Source organism: Gammaproteobacteria bacterium (assembly GCA_032250735.1).
In the GTDB taxonomy this organism is placed as follows: domain Bacteria; phylum Pseudomonadota; class Gammaproteobacteria; order SZUA-152; family SZUA-152; genus SZUA-152.
Genome location: JAVVEP010000002.1, coordinates 134,146 through 150,836 on the forward strand (window position 1 = coordinate 134,146; position 16,691 = coordinate 150,836).

Below are 16,691 nucleotides of genomic sequence, written 5' to 3' on the forward strand. Positions count from 1 at the left end.
TCAACTTGAGGCGCGTCATTTTATCTTGATGTTGGATAAACTTAGGGAAAATAAATATTACGATCGGTGCAGGTCGTGGGTATTTGCGGATGAATAATGTTGCGTGTGGAGTCGCGGTTGCACTGTAAAAAATTAAATTCTGTTATGAATTGGGGTCTTAGAAATTAGTTCGGGTTTTGGTCTTGTCTATTCGAGAATCCTGACTAGTCTTAATAGTGAGTGTCGTCCTGGATTCGTCTTCTGACCCAACTCGCTAAATCTGGGGCCTTTTGAATGATGTTGTTGCGCATCTCTGCCGCGTGCAGAAATCCTGATACATCACCTGGGCTTCCACTTGAACGCATGGTTCAAGACGCGGGACGACGCTATACCTAATTTGCCTGAACATGCCGCTGCTGATTCGTCGAACACTCTGTTCATCGATTCAGTGGCGGTATTTTTTTGGATGGCCGACTATCGCTGTCGGACTATCGACAGCTACAGTGTCTTTTGCGGCGCGATGGCCGGCATGCTCTGCGAGAGCCGGGTTTGTTCAATCCCGAGTCGATCGGCATAGATGATGGTGAAGGCCAGCACGCTGGTGACGTAGTCTCGTGTTTCCTTGAAGGGGATGGTTTCTATCCAGCGTTGGGCATCCAGTGCTGACTCTGTGGGCAGCCATCCTGTGATGCGTCGTGCGCCGGCATTGTAGGCCGCAGTGGCCAACACCGTCTGCCCGTCGAAGCGTTTCAACATTTTCTGCAAATAGTGTGTGCCAAAGGCGAGATTGGTATCCGCATGGGTTAGCTGTGGTTTGCCGCGATATTTTTTCGGCAGGAAGCGGGAGATGTCGCGCGCGGTGGCAGGCATGAGTTGCATCAGGCCCAGTGCGCCTTTTGAGGAGCGTGCGTCCTGCATGAAGGCGCTTTCCCGACGGATCACGCCATAGGTCCACGCGGGGTTGATGTCGGCCTGCTCAGAGTGACTCAGCACCTTTTCCTGGTGCAGCAGGGGGAAGCGGAGGGCGATGTCATCACGCTGGTCTGTGCTGGCCATGGTGAGGATTGACTGGTCAAACCAGCCCCAGTGCTGCGCCAGTTTGGCGGCGTTCACGCGTTCATGGTTTGACAATGTCTGGGTGGCCTCGCGCCATTCCCGGCGCGCATAGGTCATACGCTTTAGCTGTAAAAATTCACGGGCGCGTAATATGCCGGGGCGTTGGCTGAGTTCAAATAACACGCCAGCACGGGTTTCCTGCACCTGGCCGTCAAGGGCATAGGGCAGACCGAGCCGGTCGGCGGCGAGAAAACCATAATAACTGCGTTGTTGGGCCAGGGCGCGGAAATGCACCATGGCTGTTTCGGTATCGTTGAGTTCTTCGTTGGTGCGTGCACGCCAGTATTGCCAACGATCATCGCGCTGCTGTTCCGGGGTGAGTGCGTTGAGGGCCGTGAGTGCCAGCGACCACTGTGATTGGCGCAGGGCGGAGCGGACACGCCATTCGCGCGCAAGTTCGGTGAGATGCTGGTCGGGGACGAGTGAAAACCAGTCCTCGGCGCCCGGTAGCTGTTTGCGCGCCTGGGCGATGGCCAGCGATTGCAGCATGGCATATTGACTGGCGGCATCGACGGGTACTTGGGTGGCGATGCCAAACCAGAGATCGGCGGCGGCCTGTGGAGATTGGCCCGCCACGCGTCGGATGATGTTGGTGAAGATGTTGGGCACCATGACGTGCTGGCTGGCGATGATCTGTTGCCGATATTTATCGAGCAGCTGGGGTTTGTGGTGAAGTTTGACCCACAGCCGGGCCAGCTTTTGATCCTGACCCGGAAGCGCGTTAATCAGGTAGCGTGCCAGGGTGCGATGGCCGGCCTGGAGGGCGAGTTCCAGTCGCTGCCAGATCCGTTCTGTGGTTTGCTTTCCGGCGGCCTGCCAGTGGTCGAAGACACGGTCACAATTACCCGGCTGGGAACGTCCCGTCAGCCAGAGCGCCTCAATCTCGGGATAGGCCTGCTCGGCCTGACCGGTCTGGATGAGCGCGTACAGATAATGGCATTGCAGTCGGATATTGTTTTGTGGGGTGTAAAAAGCCAGAAATTGTTGCCAGTCGCCCTGTCGGGCTTTGAGTCGCAACCATTTTTTTCGCAGAAAATCACTGACCGGTAACGATTCATACTCGCGGAGGAAGTGAGCCATCTCATCGGCCGAGAGGTGCTGCAGGCGTTCTTTCATGTCCAGATACCGCAGATAGGGGTACAGCGGGTAATCGGTGAGCGTTGGCAGCAGCTTGTGGAATTTATCCGTCTGATTCAGGCTTAAGGCCTTTTCAGCCTCAAGAAAACGTGTGCGTTGCTCGGAGAGGGTGTTGCTGTTGAAATCAACGATCCGTTTAATGAGGATGGGGTCGGAAGGGGCCGTGAGCTTCCGGTTCGAATCCCCGGTCGTTATCATGCCGAACGCCGCAGCGGGCAGCAGCGCAGCGAGAATGAGACCACACACTGCGATAGACAATGCGAAGGCTTGGTTCAAGGCGAGGCGTCGATAGGGCCGGGATTGGTGGGTGATGGTCATCCGATTTCCGTTTAATGCTGGATCAATGCTAGGTTTAGCGGCCGCTTGCGCGCGCGAATTGAATTGCATTCTGGGTGCTGATCAACAAATTTGAATGATTTGCTCAAAACTTTGTACTTTCATCCGGCTAATGGATTGATTATTCTCAGTTTCTCTACGAATGTGTCGCGCTACTGATACGTTCATCATGCTGACATACGGGGAAAAATATTAATGTACACCAATGGAAAACCTTACGTTGCCAGCCTAAAAGCCGGCGAGGCAGTCTATATCTGCCAATGTGGGCACACCAAGACAGCACCGTATTGCGATGGCAGTCATAGCCAGTATCCGGGTAAGGAACCTTTGGCGTACAAGGCGGCGACGGATGAATCGGTCTACATCTGTGGTTGTGGGAAGACTGCAAACAAACCCTGGTGCGACGGAAGCCATACGGGCTAGCCATGAACGATTTCCTTGCAAATCCGGGGGTGCAGGCGGCGGTCGCGCCCTTTATCGTGGCCCTGGTCATCGGGCTGTTGTTGCGGCGGCTGGGTGTGATTGCCGCGGGTCTGGCGATCATTGCAGGTTTGATCACCACCGTGATGCTGACCACGGGACTGGCCTTTCAACCGATGACTTCGACCCGAAAGATTATTCTGGGCAGCCTGTGCCTGCCCTTTGTGGCATTGCTGCTGGACTGGGTGCGCGGACGGCTACCGGGCTCCAGCGGACAGGCCACCCTCGTTACCACCCTCACGATAATGGTGCCGGCCTTGTTGCTGGTGGCCGCTGTCGACTGGGTGGTCTGGCCGGTCTTCGCGCGACAGGAGATCGCTGAAGCCTGGCCGATGTTGGCGCGGGTTAGCCTGTATGTTGGCGTGGTGGGCGCGGCGTTTTTGGCAATGGCCGGTAGAAAAGGGGTGCAGGGATCGACCGCGCAGGCGGCAAGCATCCTGGCTCTGGGGGTGGGAACGGCCGTGACGACCATGATCGCCGCCTCCGCGCTATACGCCCAATTGGCCTTTTCGGTGACGGCGGCGGTGGGCGCCCTGCTGGTGATCGGCCTATTCACAAAGGCCTTGTGGGAGCCTAAGTCGGGCCTTGGTCACTTGGGTGCATTCGGTCTTTTTGCCGCCGCGACACCCCTGCTATTGATTGGCGCGGCAGCGACGGTTTATGCGCAGCTCTCAGCCTGGGTGCTGTTATGCCTGGCGATCATACCCCTGGTTGCCTGGTGGCCACCGGTCAATGTCGAGCGGCCCTGGTTGAGACTGGTCGTCACCGGCCTGATAAGTCTGCTGCCGGTGATACCCGCCGTATGGTTGGCCTGGCGTGCCGCCGGGCCAGTGAGCTTCTGAAGCCCGAATTTTATTTATGCATTGTCTTTATGATGTATAACCATTACTTATTGTTTATAAGCAATGTAAAGAGTCCATGTAAAAACTAATGTAATAACCATGTAATAACCAAGGAGAGCTAAATGAAAAAGCTATTGTTACTGAGTGTTGCGTTGCTGTTGCCGGTCACTGGAATGGCGGCGTCCTACACCATTGATCCAACCCACACCTATCCCAATTTCACCGTCAACCATCTCGGGTTTTCCACCCTGCATGGCCGCTTTGGTAATACCACGGGCACTCTCAGCATGGATCAGGCCAAGGGCACCGGTGAGGTAAGTATCATGATCGAGGCCGCCTCGATCGATACCGGTTTTAAAAAGCGTGACGATCATCTGCGTTCCCCGGACTTTTTTAATGTTGTCGAATTCCCGGAAATCACCTTCAAGTCCACGAAGGTGACCTTTAAAGGAAAAGGCGCAACCCTGATGGGGGATCTCACCATCAAAGGCGTGACGAAACCCGTCACCCTGGATGTGGACAGCATTAATTGCGGTGTGCATCCCTTCAACAAGAAAGAGGTCTGCGGCTTTAATGCGACGGCCCAGCTCAAACGCTCGGACTTCGGGATTGAATACGGCCTACCGGCGGTGGGCGACGAAGTAATGCTGTCGATTGAAATGGAAGCGGTCAAAAATTAGTCAGTTTAACGCCCCGCGGCAGTGATCGCGGGGCGTTTCGCTGTTCCTGATGCCGGCTCCGGATGCCGATAGTGGCGCAGCTTGTTGGATTCAGCATAGTAGGCAGAGCGGCCATCTTTTCGGCTATATAGGATCACCATTGAGGCACTTAAAGTTAGGATAGAAACGGTCGATAGGGCATTAGGTTTCGCGCGAATACGTGTTAGCCTATACCGAGATAGCGGGGTGGTGTTGCCCTGCGACGAATCAATGGAGAGCTCGAATGCCGGTTACATCTGATGTTTTAGCCGACGCTAAAACAGTCAATATCAAGATTAGTGGGCGGTTTGATTTTGCAGTGCAAAATGAGTTTCGTGAGTGTTATTACCATAAAGGCCCAGGAGATAAGAAGGCCTTTGTCATCGATATGGGTAATGCCAACTATATGGATAGCTCAGCGCTTGGAATGTTGCTGATGATGAGGGAATACCTTGGCGGTAACGAGGCTGATATCACCATTATCAAATGCTCGCCGGATATTAAAAACATCTTAACGGTCGCCAATTTCCAAAGCCTGTTTAAGATGGCGTGAGCCAAATGACTCAGGCAAGTATTGTGTGCTTGACGTGACACGACAGGGCACAACACCAGTGTTTGAAAAGTCTGCCGTAAGCTGCGAGCTACATGACATTCCAGTGGCTTTATGAATTCATCTCATGCTGTAACCGGCAAGCAAAAAACCATCACCAAAGACAGCAATGCGCTTAAAGTGCTTGTTGCGGATGATGACGTACCAAATCGCCTGATTCTCCAGGCCATTCTTGAAAAACAGGGTTACCAGGTATTGCTCGCCGACGATGGTCAGCAGGCCGTCGACATTTTTCGTTCTGAACAGCCTGATCTGGTTCTGATGGATATCAAGATGCCCAAACTGGATGGTTATGAGGCGACTCAGGAGATCAAGTCGATCAGCGGTGACACTTTTGTGCCGGTCATTTTTTTAACCGCGACCACTGACAGTGAAGGCCTGGCGAAGTGTGTGGCATCCGGCGGCGATGATTTCCTGACCAAACCGTATAACCGTGTGTTATTGCAGGCACGTATTGATGCGCTGTTACGCATACGCGAACTCTATAACACAACCCAACAGCAACGTAATGAGCTGGCTAGACATCAAAAACGTCTTGATCGCGAGCGGCAGTTAGCCAAACGGCTGTTTAACAATATCCTCGAAACCGGCGCCCTGGATTTACCCTACATAAAATCCATGTTGTCACCGATGTCATTGTTTTCGGGCGATATCCTGATGGTGGCAGAAAAGCCATCGGGCGGCCTGCATGTTTTGCTGGGGGATTTTACGGGACACGGTCTGGCTGCCGCTATAGGCGCGCTGCCGGTCTCCAGTGTGTTTTATGGCATGACGGCAAAAGGATATTCCATTGCCGAGATCGTGACCGAAATCAACATCAAACTAACTACAATTTTACCGACGGACATGTTTCTTGCGGCATGTGTGGTTGATATCAATCCAGGCAGCCATACCATGTCGGTCTGGAACGGTGGCATACCGGCGGTATTTATTTACGGCGAAGAAGAACAGGAGATTGTGCGCACGGTACCGTCGCAGCACCTGCCACTAGGCGTCATAGGTAATGAAAGTTTTAATCGCCAGGTAGATGTGATCGAAATGCGCCAGCATGATCGAATTTTTATTCATTCGGACGGTATTACGGAGACCGCCAATCCTGCGGGCGAGATGTTTGGCAGCCAGCGACTGGAAAAGATCTTTGTAGACAGTAACCGGTCTGAGGATTTATTTGACGATGTCCGTGCAGCTTTGGCCAGTTTTACTGCCGGTGCGGACCAGCATGATGATATGACGCTGATTGAAATTCAATATGATCAGCCTCAGCTTGAAGCGACTATTCACCAGGATAATGGTGAACGCGAAGCAGATCCTGCACAGCCATCGGCAACGTGGAGTCTTTCAATGCAGTTGGGCGCGCGACTGATGAGCAGTTTTGATCCCTTACCCTTATTGATTAAATCGGTCTGTGATATGCAGGGCTTGCGAGGTCAGCGCCAGCAGCTTTATACGGTATTCTCGGAATTGTTTTCCAATGCCTTGGATCACGGGATTTTAGGCCTGGATTCCAAACTCAAACAAACCGCCGACGGTTTTGCAAAATATTACATGGAGCGCGCGGAAAAATTAGCGACTCTTTCCGAGGGCAATATTATTGTCGATATCAGTCACCAACCTGATGAAGATGGCGGCGTCCTGACGATCCGTTTCGAGGATAGCGGTCGTGGTTTCGATTATGAAAAAGGCACACCTTCGCTGGAAAGCAATCTAGGGCACTCCGGCCGGGGTATTCAGCTGCTGCATTCTATTTGCGATGACATTACCTATGAAAATAAAGGTAATGTGGTTACAGCCACTTATCGGTGGTCTTGAAATACCGGCTTGTTCATCGATTTTCTATCGCGGTAAAATACCTGTTCTCGCCAAAGCCAAGGATTAGATTGTGGATCTTAAAGTCGTTGTTGAAACCAATACCTACTCAATCACCATTCCCGATGCCATCACCCGGGATGGTGCATCGTTCTTCGCAAAAATGGATGAAGATATGAGTAAGGGCTGGCAGATGGATCGACAGTGGGTGGAGGCGCCGACTGTTCAGCAGCGCTGTCAGATCGCGGCAAGCCGCATTGCCGATGCCATTGAGGTCGAAAATGACACGCTGGCCTCACTGATGGCCGGCTATATCGTGACCCGTATGCCGTCAGTGAAAGAGGTGCATGTCGACACGGAAGGCGAGATGACCGAAACGCGATTCATCGAAGGCTAAGCCCAAAGACAACGCCTTTCTTCCCGCCCTATTCGGGCCCGATATGCGGGTGTTATTCTATCTTGAGGCCGTCGTTAACCGATCAAAACCCGTCATGGCAGATATTCTGACGTCAATTAATTGTCGTTTTCGGGGCGACCCTGTTACGCCGATCGCCCTGAATGTGCTCGGGGTAGCAGATCCGACGTTCTACAATCTGGCGCCGATCTTCAATAACCAGTGAGCCGTGGCTGTCTACATAGGGGAAATCCAGCTGGCATTCCCAGCTACGGCGATCCTCTCCGGTGCGACGATCGGACGTTTGGCGTCTTTCCTGTAGTTTGAGCGACATGTTTTTCTCCTTATCCTTAGTTTGTAGTGTTTCGCACGTCTAACGACAGAAAGCACAAACAGTGCCAGACAGACATTCATGAACGGTCCGGGTTAACTCCTGATGGGGTTTGGTGGTGCGTGATGCTTTCGGTGAAACGCCAGACCGGGCTATTTCTGCAGCAGCTGCTTTATTTCGCTAAACCGACGCAGAGTGGGTGAGCCTTTACGGAAGGAGGACGGCAGCACTCTACGGGCCTGTTCGGCCTTCTGGAAGCTGGGGAAGCTGCCATAAATCAGGTAATGCCACTCTTTGCCGCCGCTGTCCGTGGCCGTGAATTTCACCATCGATTGCTCCAGCTGGGCAGAAGCGGCGAGCTTTAATATTCCGTCCATGTCGCTGTTTTTGGCGAGCTGAATCGTGTAGTGGCTGTTTTGCTGTTCCTTAATCCATGCCAGGCCCTTGGCGACCGGGTTTGCATGATAGGGCGCATGGGCGACGGCGGGTGGTTTTGATTCTTCGGCCATTGGCATGGATTGGTTCTCCAGCAGGGCGAGTGTCTCTGTCGCCTTTTTTACGCCCTGGCGCGCGGCAATACGCCACCAGTACCTGGCCTCATCCAGATCTTGCTTGAGTCCCAGACCTTCCGCATACAGTCGCCCGAGATTGTATTGCGCGAAGGAATAGCCGGCGTCTGCGGATTCCCGGTACCAGCGGGCCGCTGCCTTATAGTTTACCGCGGTACCCAGACCATCTTCGTACATCGCCGCCAGATTATTTTGCGCAATGGCATGGCCCTGTTTTGCCGCCTTTAAATACCACGTAAATGCGATGCCGACATTCTTGGGGACACCGTTTCCGGTGTGATACATCCAGGCCAGTGCCGCCTGCGCCTTGGCATAACCCTCATCTGCCAGCGGCTGCCAGGCTGCAAAGGCAACCTCAAACTGGCCGAATAGAAATGCCATACGCGCATTGTCATAGGCCTGTTCGGTGTGATTGTCTGGCAGGTCGTCTTCATCAATGTCCTCATCACCGCAGGAGTTATTATCGGCGTAGGGAATGTACTCTTCGTCGAGTAATTTTTGCATGACCTTGTCGACCGGCTCCGGCGTGTCATCGGCATAACTATCATTACCCGTCAGGTAAACGGCCAATAACAGCCCTAACAGCAGATAGGCGGTGAAAAACAGAGGGCGTCGAGAAAAAAAAGGCATTGCCAGGGAGATAGGTTGGAGTTTATGTGGCGCTGAAAATAACACGTTGTATTGATCGGCGGTTAGGCTGCTTATCTTTAATCACGCAGGCCATCTGCTCTGCATTTTGCTCGGGGTCATGGGCCGCTCCTGGGTTGGCGTAGAGACTTAAGCATACTATACGCCCGGTACAAATGTGGCTCAGGCACCCTGGCTGCTGAATCATCAAATCCATCCTATTGGGCATTAATGCATCTAATGATGCACCAGGCGGAGATTGCTGAATGGGCTGGGCCTGACTTCGGTGGCTGACTGTGAGGTGTGGCTGAACGCTCTGCCGATCACGCGACGAAAATGGCGGCCGCTGCTTTGGCAGTCACTGCGGGAAAATTCCGGTACGGGGTACGGAAAGGGGGGTACGAAAATACGGGGTACTGGCGAAATAGGGGGGTAGTGGTACTAAATAGGGGGGAACAGTAAATATGGCTCCCCAGCCCGGACTCGAACCAGGGACAGGCTGATTAACAGTCAGCTGCTCTACCAACTGAGCTACTGGGGAACGGTACTCTTTAAGCGGGCGTATGTTAACCGCGTGCCTGGGATGGGTCAAGGGACAAGGCGTGATTAGCGCTCGGCTTGGTTGATTGCCTGCTCGATTCTGTCCAGTGCCTTGACCAGATTTTCCATACTGGTGGCGAAAGACAGGCGCATATAACCCGGTGCGCCAAAGGCGGAGCCGGGTATCAAGGCCACGTTGGAATTGGTGATGAGATGCTCGGCGAAGGCGATGTCATCGGCCAGGCCCAGGGCCTCAATCGCCCCCTGGCAATTGGGAAAGCTGTAAAACGCGCCCTGTGATGACAGGCATTGCACGCCCTTGATGGTGTTCAGTCGTTCGACGACGTAGTCGTGCCGTTGCTTGAACGCGGTGATCATGGGTTGGATGCAGGATTGGTCACCATCCAGCGCCTCCAGTGCCGCGGCCTGAGAAATCGATGCCGGGTTGGAGGTGCTTTGCGACTGGATCTTTTTCATGGCGCGGATCAACCACTCTGGGCCACCCGCGTAGCCGATGCGCCAACCGGTCATGGAATAGGCCTTGGAGACACCGTTGAGTACCACGGATCTTTCATATAAGGCGGGACACAGGGTAACGATGTTGGCAAAGGGCTCGTGATGCCAGGTAATGTGTTCGTAGATATCGTCGCTGACCACGATCACCCGCTCATGCTTCTCCAGCACGGCGCCGAGTGCCCGCAGTTCCGCGTGGCTGTAGGTGACACCGGTGGGGTTGGAGGGGCTGTTGATGACCACCATCCGGGTCTGCGGGGTGATCGCGGCCTCCAGCTGCTCGGGGGTGATCTTGAAGCCGGCGGTAATGTCGGCTGCCACGATCACCGGCACGCCCTCCGCCAGAATGACCATGTCCGTGTAGGACACCCAGTACGGGGCGGGAATGATCACCTCATCACCCGGGTTCAGTAAGGCCTGCGTCAGATTGAAGAAGCTGTGCTTGCCTCCGCAGGAGACCAGAATCTGGCCGGCCTGGTATTCAAGCTGGTTGTCGCGGGCAAATTTGCGGGCCACGGCGGCCTTGAGTTCGGGGGTGCCATCGACGGCGGTGTATTTGGTCTGTCCGGCCATAATGGCGGCAATGGCGGCCTGCTTGATGTGCTCGGGCGTGTCAAAGTCCGGTTCGCCGGCGCCAAGGCCAATAATGTCCACGCCGGCTGCCTTGAGTGCCTTGGCGCGGGCGGTAATGGCGAGTGTTGGAGAGGGCTTGATTTTCTGAACGCGGTGAGACAATTGCTCCAATGACGATTTGCGCAAACGGGGGTCCTCAAGTGTCGGGCACATATTATGGGTTATTGCGGTAATATACTCGATTGGACTTCAGACAAGAAAGAGTATGAGCAAAAGATTTGAACTGCATTCGGACTTTGAGCCCGCCGGCGACCAGCCTGCGGCAATCAAGGCCCTGATCGAAGGCATCAAAAATGGTGAGGCCGCACAGACGCTGCTGGGGGTGACCGGTTCCGGTAAGACCTTCACCGTCGCCAAGGTGATACAGGCAATTCAACGCCCGGCGCTGATCATGGCGCCCAACAAGACCCTGGCGGCCCAGCTGTATGGCGAGATGAAAGAATTCTTTCCGCACAACGCGGTGGAGTATTTCGTGTCCTATTACGACTACTACCAGCCGGAAGCCTACGTGCCCTCGTCAGACACCTTCATTGAGAAGGACGCCTCGGTCAATGAGCATATCGAGCAGATGCGCCTGTCGGCCACCAAGGCCCTGCTCGAACGCAAGGACGTCATTATCGTCGCCACGGTGTCGGCTATTTACGGTTTGGGCGACCCCGAGTCGTACATGAAGATGCTGCTGCACCTGTCGCGTGGTGAGACGATTGATCAGCGCAAGATACTGCGGCGCCTGGCCGAGCTGCAGTACAAGCGCAATGACGTGGAGCTGCACCGCGGCACCTACCGGGTGCGGGGCGACGTGATCGATATCTTTCCTGCCGATTCCGACCGGGAGGCGGTACGGGTTGAATTGTTTGATGACGAGATCGACGGCCTGTCCCATTTCGACCCGCTCACCGGTGAAGTGCTGCAACGCCTGCCGCGGGTGACGATCCATCCCAAAACCCATTACGCCACACCGCGCTCCACCGTGCTCGAGGCCGTGGAGCAGATCAAACTGGAATTGCCCGAACGGCTGGCCTTTTTCTACAAGGAAGACAAGCTGGTCGAGGCGCAACGCCTGGAACAGCGGATCAAATACGACATCGAAATGATGCTGGAGCTGGGATATTGCTCGGGTATCGAAAACTACTCGCGTTATCTGTCGGGCCGTAAGGCCGGAGAGCCGCCACCCACGCTGATCGATTATTTGCCGGCCGATGCCCTGATGATCCTGGATGAATCCCACGTCACCATTCCGCAGATCGGCGGCATGTACAAGGGTGATCGTTCCCGTAAGGAGAACCTGGTGCAATACGGCTTTCGTCTGCCCTCGGCCCTGGACAACCGGCCGCTGCGGTTCGATGAGTTTGAACGCATGATGCGCCAGGCGATTTTTGTCTCCGCCACGCCGTCCCATTACGAGGCCGAGCACTCCGGCGCGATTGTTGAGCAGGTGGTACGGCCCACCGGATTGCTCGATCCGGTGATCGAGGTGCGCCCGGCCAGCCGCCAGGTGGATGATCTGCTGTCCGAGATCCACAAACGCGTGGCGATCAATGAACGGGTACTGGTAACCACGCTGACCAAGCGCATGTCCGAGGATCTCACGGACTATCTGGCGGAACACGGTGTAAAGGTGCGCTACATGCATTCGGATATCGAGACCGTCGAGCGCATGGAGATTATCCGCGACCTGCGCCTCGGCGTGTTTGACGTGCTGGTGGGTATCAACCTGCTGCGTGAGGGTCTGGATATGCCCGAGGTCTCGCTGGTGGCCATCCTGGATGCCGACAAGGAGGGCTTCCTGCGTTCCGAGCGCTCGCTGATTCAGACCATCGGCCGTGCCGCCCGCAATGCCAGCGGACGCGCGATTCTCTATGGCGACCGGATTACCCGCTCCATGCAGGCCGCCATTGATGTCACCGAGGCCCGCCGTGAGAAGCAGAAGGTCTATAACGCGGCCCATGGCATCACCCCGACCACGATCAAGAAAAATATCGCCGATGTGATGGAGTCGGGATATGGGCACGGCAAGACCAAACCCGGTGAATACGCCAGGGTGGCGGAGGAGGCCATGCGGTACGCCGCGATGTCCCCCGCTCAGCTGGCGAAGACACTCACTGAGCTGGAAAAAAAAATGTACCAGCATGCGCAGAATCTGGAATTTGAAGAGGCGGCGAGCATGCGCGATGAGATTGCCAGGGTGCAGGCCAGCGCGCTGGGCATGGAGGAAGCCAAGGCCGTTTAGCCTTTATGGCATTACTTTCTGGCAATAATTATAGAAATGCCACTTGTCACCCGATCCTGCTTTGGGTAAAGTGTGCGGCCTTCAGGCGCGTAGCTCAGTTGGTTAGAGCACCACCTTGACATGGTGGGGGTCGTTGGTTCAAATCCAATCGCGCCTACCACTTTTTAAGAATGAGTGTAGACACTTCTTCTTGCCGTAAATGGTCCTGAAGCCTTCAGACCCCGCCTCGATGCAACCGCACCGGGGCGGGGTTTTCTACTTTAGGCCATCGCAAATTTAGACCAAATCAAAAATTCATCGCAAAACGCCCAGGGTTGCCGGTAGACAATATTAGTAAAAACTAATATATTGGCCCGCCTCGCTGAAATGGTAATCGAATGGAGTATGCCCATGTTTGGTCAGATCAAAGAGATTGATGCCCCCGAGCTCGCTGGCTGGATGGAAGAGGGATCCCAGGCCCTGCGCATCATTGATGTGCGGGAAATACGCGAGATCCTGCAAGGCACTATATCCGGCGCAGAGCCCTTGCCATTGGCAGCCCTGCCACTGCAGCTGGATAAGTTTGGCCCCGACGAAAAACTGGTGATCATTTGCCGTAGCGGGGCGCGTTCCGCCCAGGCCTGCATGTTCCTGCAGCAGCGGGGTTATGAGAATGTCTACAATTTGCGCGCCGGCATGATCGGCTGGGCGCACCATTCTCTGCCGATTGTTCGGCCCGAATCGACGTATAGCGTCGCCTGAGCGGGGCGGGCATTTTTGACAGCCGTGGGCAGGGCGGTTAAAGTGCGCTCGCTGTTTTGAGGGGGACCCGGCCGGATTGGGCTACACTGTCAATCGATACGGTTTTTGCGATACGCTGTTGGGTAGTTACTCTGTGCGGTATTAAGAATCACCGTTAAGCTCTACCCGAGTAGCGGAATATCCCGCAAAGGCACCGACAACGACGGTGCTTTTACTATTTGTGAATCCATAATAACAACATCACGTGGTCTCTCGTATGGATCACCACTGGAGAAAAGAATATGCCTGCTGTAACACTTCCTGACGGTTCCCAACGCCACTTCGATCATCCGGTTTCAGTTATGGACGTCGCCACCGATATCGGCCCCGGTCTGGCCAAGGCGACCCTGGCCGGGCGGGTCAATGGCGCCCTGGTTGATGCCTCGTTCATGATCGATGATGACTGCGAGCTGGCCATCATTACCGAACGTGACGAAGAAGGCCTGGAGATCATCCGCCATACCAGCGCGCATCTATTGGCGCAGGCCGTGCAGCAGCTTTTTCCAGAGGCCCAGGTCACCATCGGCCCGGTGATCGAAAATGGCTTTTATTACGATTTTGCCTATGCGCCGGGCTTTAGCCCCGATGATCTGGTGACGATCGAAAAGCGCATGCAGGAGATCGTCAAGCAGGATTTGCCGATCGTGCGCAGCGTGATGTCGCGGGAAGAGGCGATTCCCTTTTTCCTTGAAAAAGGCGAAAAATACAAGGCCGAGCTCATTGAGGCCATCCCCCTCGGCGAAGAGCTCTCCCTCTACCAGCAGGGTGACTTTATCGATCTGTGCCGGGGGCCCCATGTTCCCTCTACCGGCAAACTGAAATCCTTCAAGCTGATGAAGGTGGCGGGCGCCTATTGGCGGGGTGATTCCGCCAACGAGATGCTGCAGCGCATTTATGGCACCGCCTGGAGCAACAAGAAGGATCTCAACGACTATCTGCACCGCCTGGAAGAGGCGGAAAAGCGTGACCATCGCCGTCTGGCCCGTCAGCTGGACCTGTTCCATAGTCAGGAAGAGGCGCCAGGCATGGTGTTTTGGCACCCGAACGGTTGGACGCTATATCAGCAGGTCGAGCAGTACATCCGTGGCGTATTGACGGAAAATGGCTATGGCGAGGTGAAAACGCCGCAGGTTGTGGATCGGGTGCTGTGGGAAAAATCGGGCCATTGGGAAAAATTCCGTGACGATATGTTTGTCACCGAGTCCGAAAAACGCACCTATGCCATCAAACCCATGAATTGTCCCTGTCACGTCCAGATATTTAATCAGGGCCTGAAAAGCTACCGTGACCTGCCGCTGCGCATGGCGGAATTTGGTTCCTGCCACCGCAATGAGCCCTCCGGCACCCTGCACGGCCTGATGCGGGTGCGCGCCTTTACCCAGGACGATGCGCATATTTTCTGTACCGAAGGCCAGATTCAGGGCGAGGTGTCTGAGTTTATCGATCTGTTGTACCGCGTGTACCAGGATTTTGGCTTTAACGAGGTCATCATCAAGCTGTCGACCCGTCCCGAGAAGCGGGTGGGTGCGGATGCCGACTGGGACAAGGCCGAGCACGCGCTTGAAAAGGCATTGAATAACAAAGGCTTGGCGTGGGATTTGCAGCCGGGTGAGGGCGCCTTTTATGGCCCCAAAATCGAATTTTCGCTGAAAGACTGCATTGGTCGGGTCTGGCAATGCGGCACGATCCAGGTGGATTTCTCCATGCCGGGGCGCCTGGATGCCCACTATATTGCCGAAGACGGCTCCAAACAGATACCCGTGATGCTGCATCGCGCCATCCTCGGTTCGCTGGAGCGTTTCATCGGAATTCTCATCGAGGAATTCGCCGGGGCCTTTCCGGCCTGGCTGGCACCGAGCCAGGTCATGGTCATGCCGATCACCGACCGGCATAACGATTATGTGCAAAATGTCGAAAATGCCTTACGAGCCGAGGGCTTCCGGGCAAAATCGGACTTGAGAAATGAGAAGATCGGCTTTAAAATCCGCGAGCACACATTACAACGGATTCCTTACCTGCTCGTCGTGGGTGATAAGGAAGTCGAAAACAACACTGTGGCCGTACGTACGCGCAGTGGCAATGACCTTGGAAGCATGACGCTTTCGCAGTTTACCCAGGGCCTTGCCGCGGAAGTTGCGAGTCGCGGTCGCACTACTTTGGAGGATTGAAGCATCGCTCAAGAAAAAAAGGTTCGCCTGAACGAAGACATCACTAACCCGGAAGTACGATTAATCGGGCCGGAGGGTGAGCAGGTTGGGGTTGTACCGATTGATGCTGCACAACAGGCGGCACTGGATGCCGACATGGATCTGGTAGAGATATCGCCGAATGCGGAACCGCCTGTCTGTCGCGTAATGGACTACGGAAAGTTTATTTTTGAAGAAAATAAAAAGAAACACGCAGCAAAGAAGAAGCAGAAACAGACGCAAGTCAAGGAAGTGAAGTTTCGTCCAGGAACGGACATTGGGGACTATAAGGTAAAACTACGCAACCTTATCAAGTTCCTCCACAACGGAGACAGAGTAAAAATTACTTTACGTTTCCGTGGGCGCGAAATGGCTCATCAGGAACTCGGTGCACAGTTATTGGATCGAGTGGCACATGATGTTGAGTCAGAAGGTCATGGCGTTGTTGAACAGCGTTCCAGAATGGAAGGTCGTTTGATGGTCATGGTTATCGCACCGAAAAAAAGCTAGGTAATCCTTTTTTTATAAAAGAGTGATTGCGCTAGCACGAAGGCGCTGCTGTCGGTTAAGTGTGGCAACTAGACCGCCAGTCGAAAATGCGCTGTTATTTTTAATTAACAATATTAATAGTAGTTTTAATATTTGTTAGCACAAATGCGGAGTTGTAGTTATGCCAAAGATGAAAACCAATCGTGGTGCTGCCAAGCGTTTTAAGCGTACAGCATCCGGGGGCTTAAAACGCGCCCAGTCACACCGTCGTCATATTCTCACCAAGAAGAGCACGAAACGGAAACGTCATTTGCGTTCTGGCGAAATGGTTCATGCATCCGATGTACGCATGTTGAACCGTTTGTTGCCGTACGTATAAGCCGTTCGTGTAATTG

General features: G+C 54.3%; 14 protein-coding genes and 2 tRNA genes. 11 read left to right on the forward strand and 5 right to left on the reverse strand.

The annotated features are described in order from the left end of the window. Window positions 1-477: 477 nt before the first annotated feature. On the reverse strand, window positions 478-2,550 hold the full coding sequence (locus RRB22_01980; protein MDT8383162.1) for a transglycosylase SLT domain-containing protein: 2,073 nt from the start codon (window positions 2,548-2,550) through the stop codon (window positions 478-480). A gap of 443 nt (window positions 2,551-2,993) precedes the next feature. Between RRB22_01980 and RRB22_01985 the strand changes: the two genes are divergently transcribed. The 5 genes from RRB22_01985 (at window position 2,994) to RRB22_02005 (ending at window position 7,401) form a co-directional block, all read left to right on the forward strand. Then, window positions 2,994-3,890: a hypothetical protein gene (locus tag RRB22_01985; protein ID MDT8383163.1), complete on the forward strand. Its 897-nt coding sequence runs from the start codon at window positions 2,994-2,996 to the stop codon at window positions 3,888-3,890. A 122-nt stretch (window positions 3,891-4,012) separates the two neighbouring features. Continuing rightward, window positions 4,013-4,570, forward strand: a complete 558-nt coding sequence (locus RRB22_01990) for a YceI family protein (protein ID MDT8383164.1) — start codon at window positions 4,013-4,015, stop codon at window positions 4,568-4,570. Window positions 4,571-4,832: 262 nt separating this feature from the next. Continuing rightward, window positions 4,833-5,141, forward strand: coding sequence for an STAS domain-containing protein (locus tag RRB22_01995; GenBank protein MDT8383165.1), 309 nt, complete (start codon window positions 4,833-4,835; stop codon window positions 5,139-5,141). Window positions 5,142-5,252: 111 nt separating this feature from the next. Further along, the gene (locus RRB22_02000; protein ID MDT8383166.1) at window positions 5,253-7,007 is read left to right on the forward strand and encodes a fused response regulator/phosphatase; all 1,755 of its coding nucleotides are present in this window, start codon (window positions 5,253-5,255) and stop codon (window positions 7,005-7,007) included. 70 nt (window positions 7,008-7,077) lie between these two features. Further along, on the forward strand, window positions 7,078-7,401 hold the full coding sequence (locus RRB22_02005; GenBank protein MDT8383167.1) for a hypothetical protein: 324 nt from the start codon (window positions 7,078-7,080) through the stop codon (window positions 7,399-7,401). Window positions 7,402-7,513: 112 nt separating this feature from the next. Here the strand turns inward: RRB22_02005 and RRB22_02010 are convergent, their stop codons facing one another. The 4 genes from RRB22_02010 to RRB22_02025 form a co-directional block, all read right to left on the reverse strand. Continuing rightward, window positions 7,514-7,732 carry a hypothetical protein gene (locus tag RRB22_02010; GenBank protein ID MDT8383168.1) on the reverse strand — a complete coding sequence of 73 codons (219 nt, stop codon included), beginning with the start codon at window positions 7,730-7,732 and terminating at the stop codon, window positions 7,514-7,516. Between the two features lie 149 nt (window positions 7,733-7,881). Then, window positions 7,882-8,928 carry an SPOR domain-containing protein gene (locus RRB22_02015; protein MDT8383169.1) on the reverse strand — a complete coding sequence of 349 codons (1,047 nt, stop codon included), beginning with the start codon at window positions 8,926-8,928 and terminating at the stop codon, window positions 7,882-7,884. A 462-nt stretch (window positions 8,929-9,390) separates the two neighbouring features. After that, a tRNA-Asn gene (locus RRB22_02020) sits at window positions 9,391-9,466 on the reverse strand. 65 nt (window positions 9,467-9,531) lie between these two features. Then, window positions 9,532-10,722: a pyridoxal phosphate-dependent aminotransferase gene (locus tag RRB22_02025; GenBank protein MDT8383170.1), complete on the reverse strand. Its 1,191-nt coding sequence runs from the start codon at window positions 10,720-10,722 to the stop codon at window positions 9,532-9,534. 94 nt (window positions 10,723-10,816) lie between these two features. Between RRB22_02025 and uvrB the strand changes: the two genes are divergently transcribed. The 6 genes from uvrB (at window position 10,817) to rpmI (ending at window position 16,675) form a co-directional block, all read left to right on the forward strand. Continuing rightward, on the forward strand, window positions 10,817-12,841 hold the full coding sequence (uvrB, locus tag RRB22_02030; protein ID MDT8383171.1) for an excinuclease ABC subunit UvrB: 2,025 nt from the start codon (window positions 10,817-10,819) through the stop codon (window positions 12,839-12,841). A gap of 83 nt (window positions 12,842-12,924) precedes the next feature. After that, window positions 12,925-13,001: transfer RNA gene (locus RRB22_02035), tRNA-Val, on the forward strand. Window positions 13,002-13,231: 230 nt separating this feature from the next. After that, window positions 13,232-13,582 carry a rhodanese-like domain-containing protein gene (locus tag RRB22_02040; protein ID MDT8383172.1) on the forward strand — a complete coding sequence of 117 codons (351 nt, stop codon included), beginning with the start codon at window positions 13,232-13,234 and terminating at the stop codon, window positions 13,580-13,582. A gap of 281 nt (window positions 13,583-13,863) precedes the next feature. After that, complete coding sequence (gene thrS / locus RRB22_02045; GenBank protein MDT8383173.1) at window positions 13,864-15,789, forward strand: threonine--tRNA ligase; 1,926 nt, start codon at window positions 13,864-13,866, stop codon at window positions 15,787-15,789. Window positions 15,790-15,792: 3 nt separating this feature from the next. Beyond that, a complete protein-coding gene (infC, locus tag RRB22_02050) occupies window positions 15,793-16,317 on the forward strand; it encodes a translation initiation factor IF-3 (GenBank protein MDT8383174.1) in 525 nt (174 codons plus the stop codon). Window positions 16,318-16,477: 160 nt separating this feature from the next. Then, complete coding sequence (gene rpmI / locus RRB22_02055; GenBank protein ID MDT8383175.1) at window positions 16,478-16,675, forward strand: 50S ribosomal protein L35; 198 nt, start codon at window positions 16,478-16,480, stop codon at window positions 16,673-16,675. Window positions 16,676-16,691: the final 16 nt, after the last annotated feature.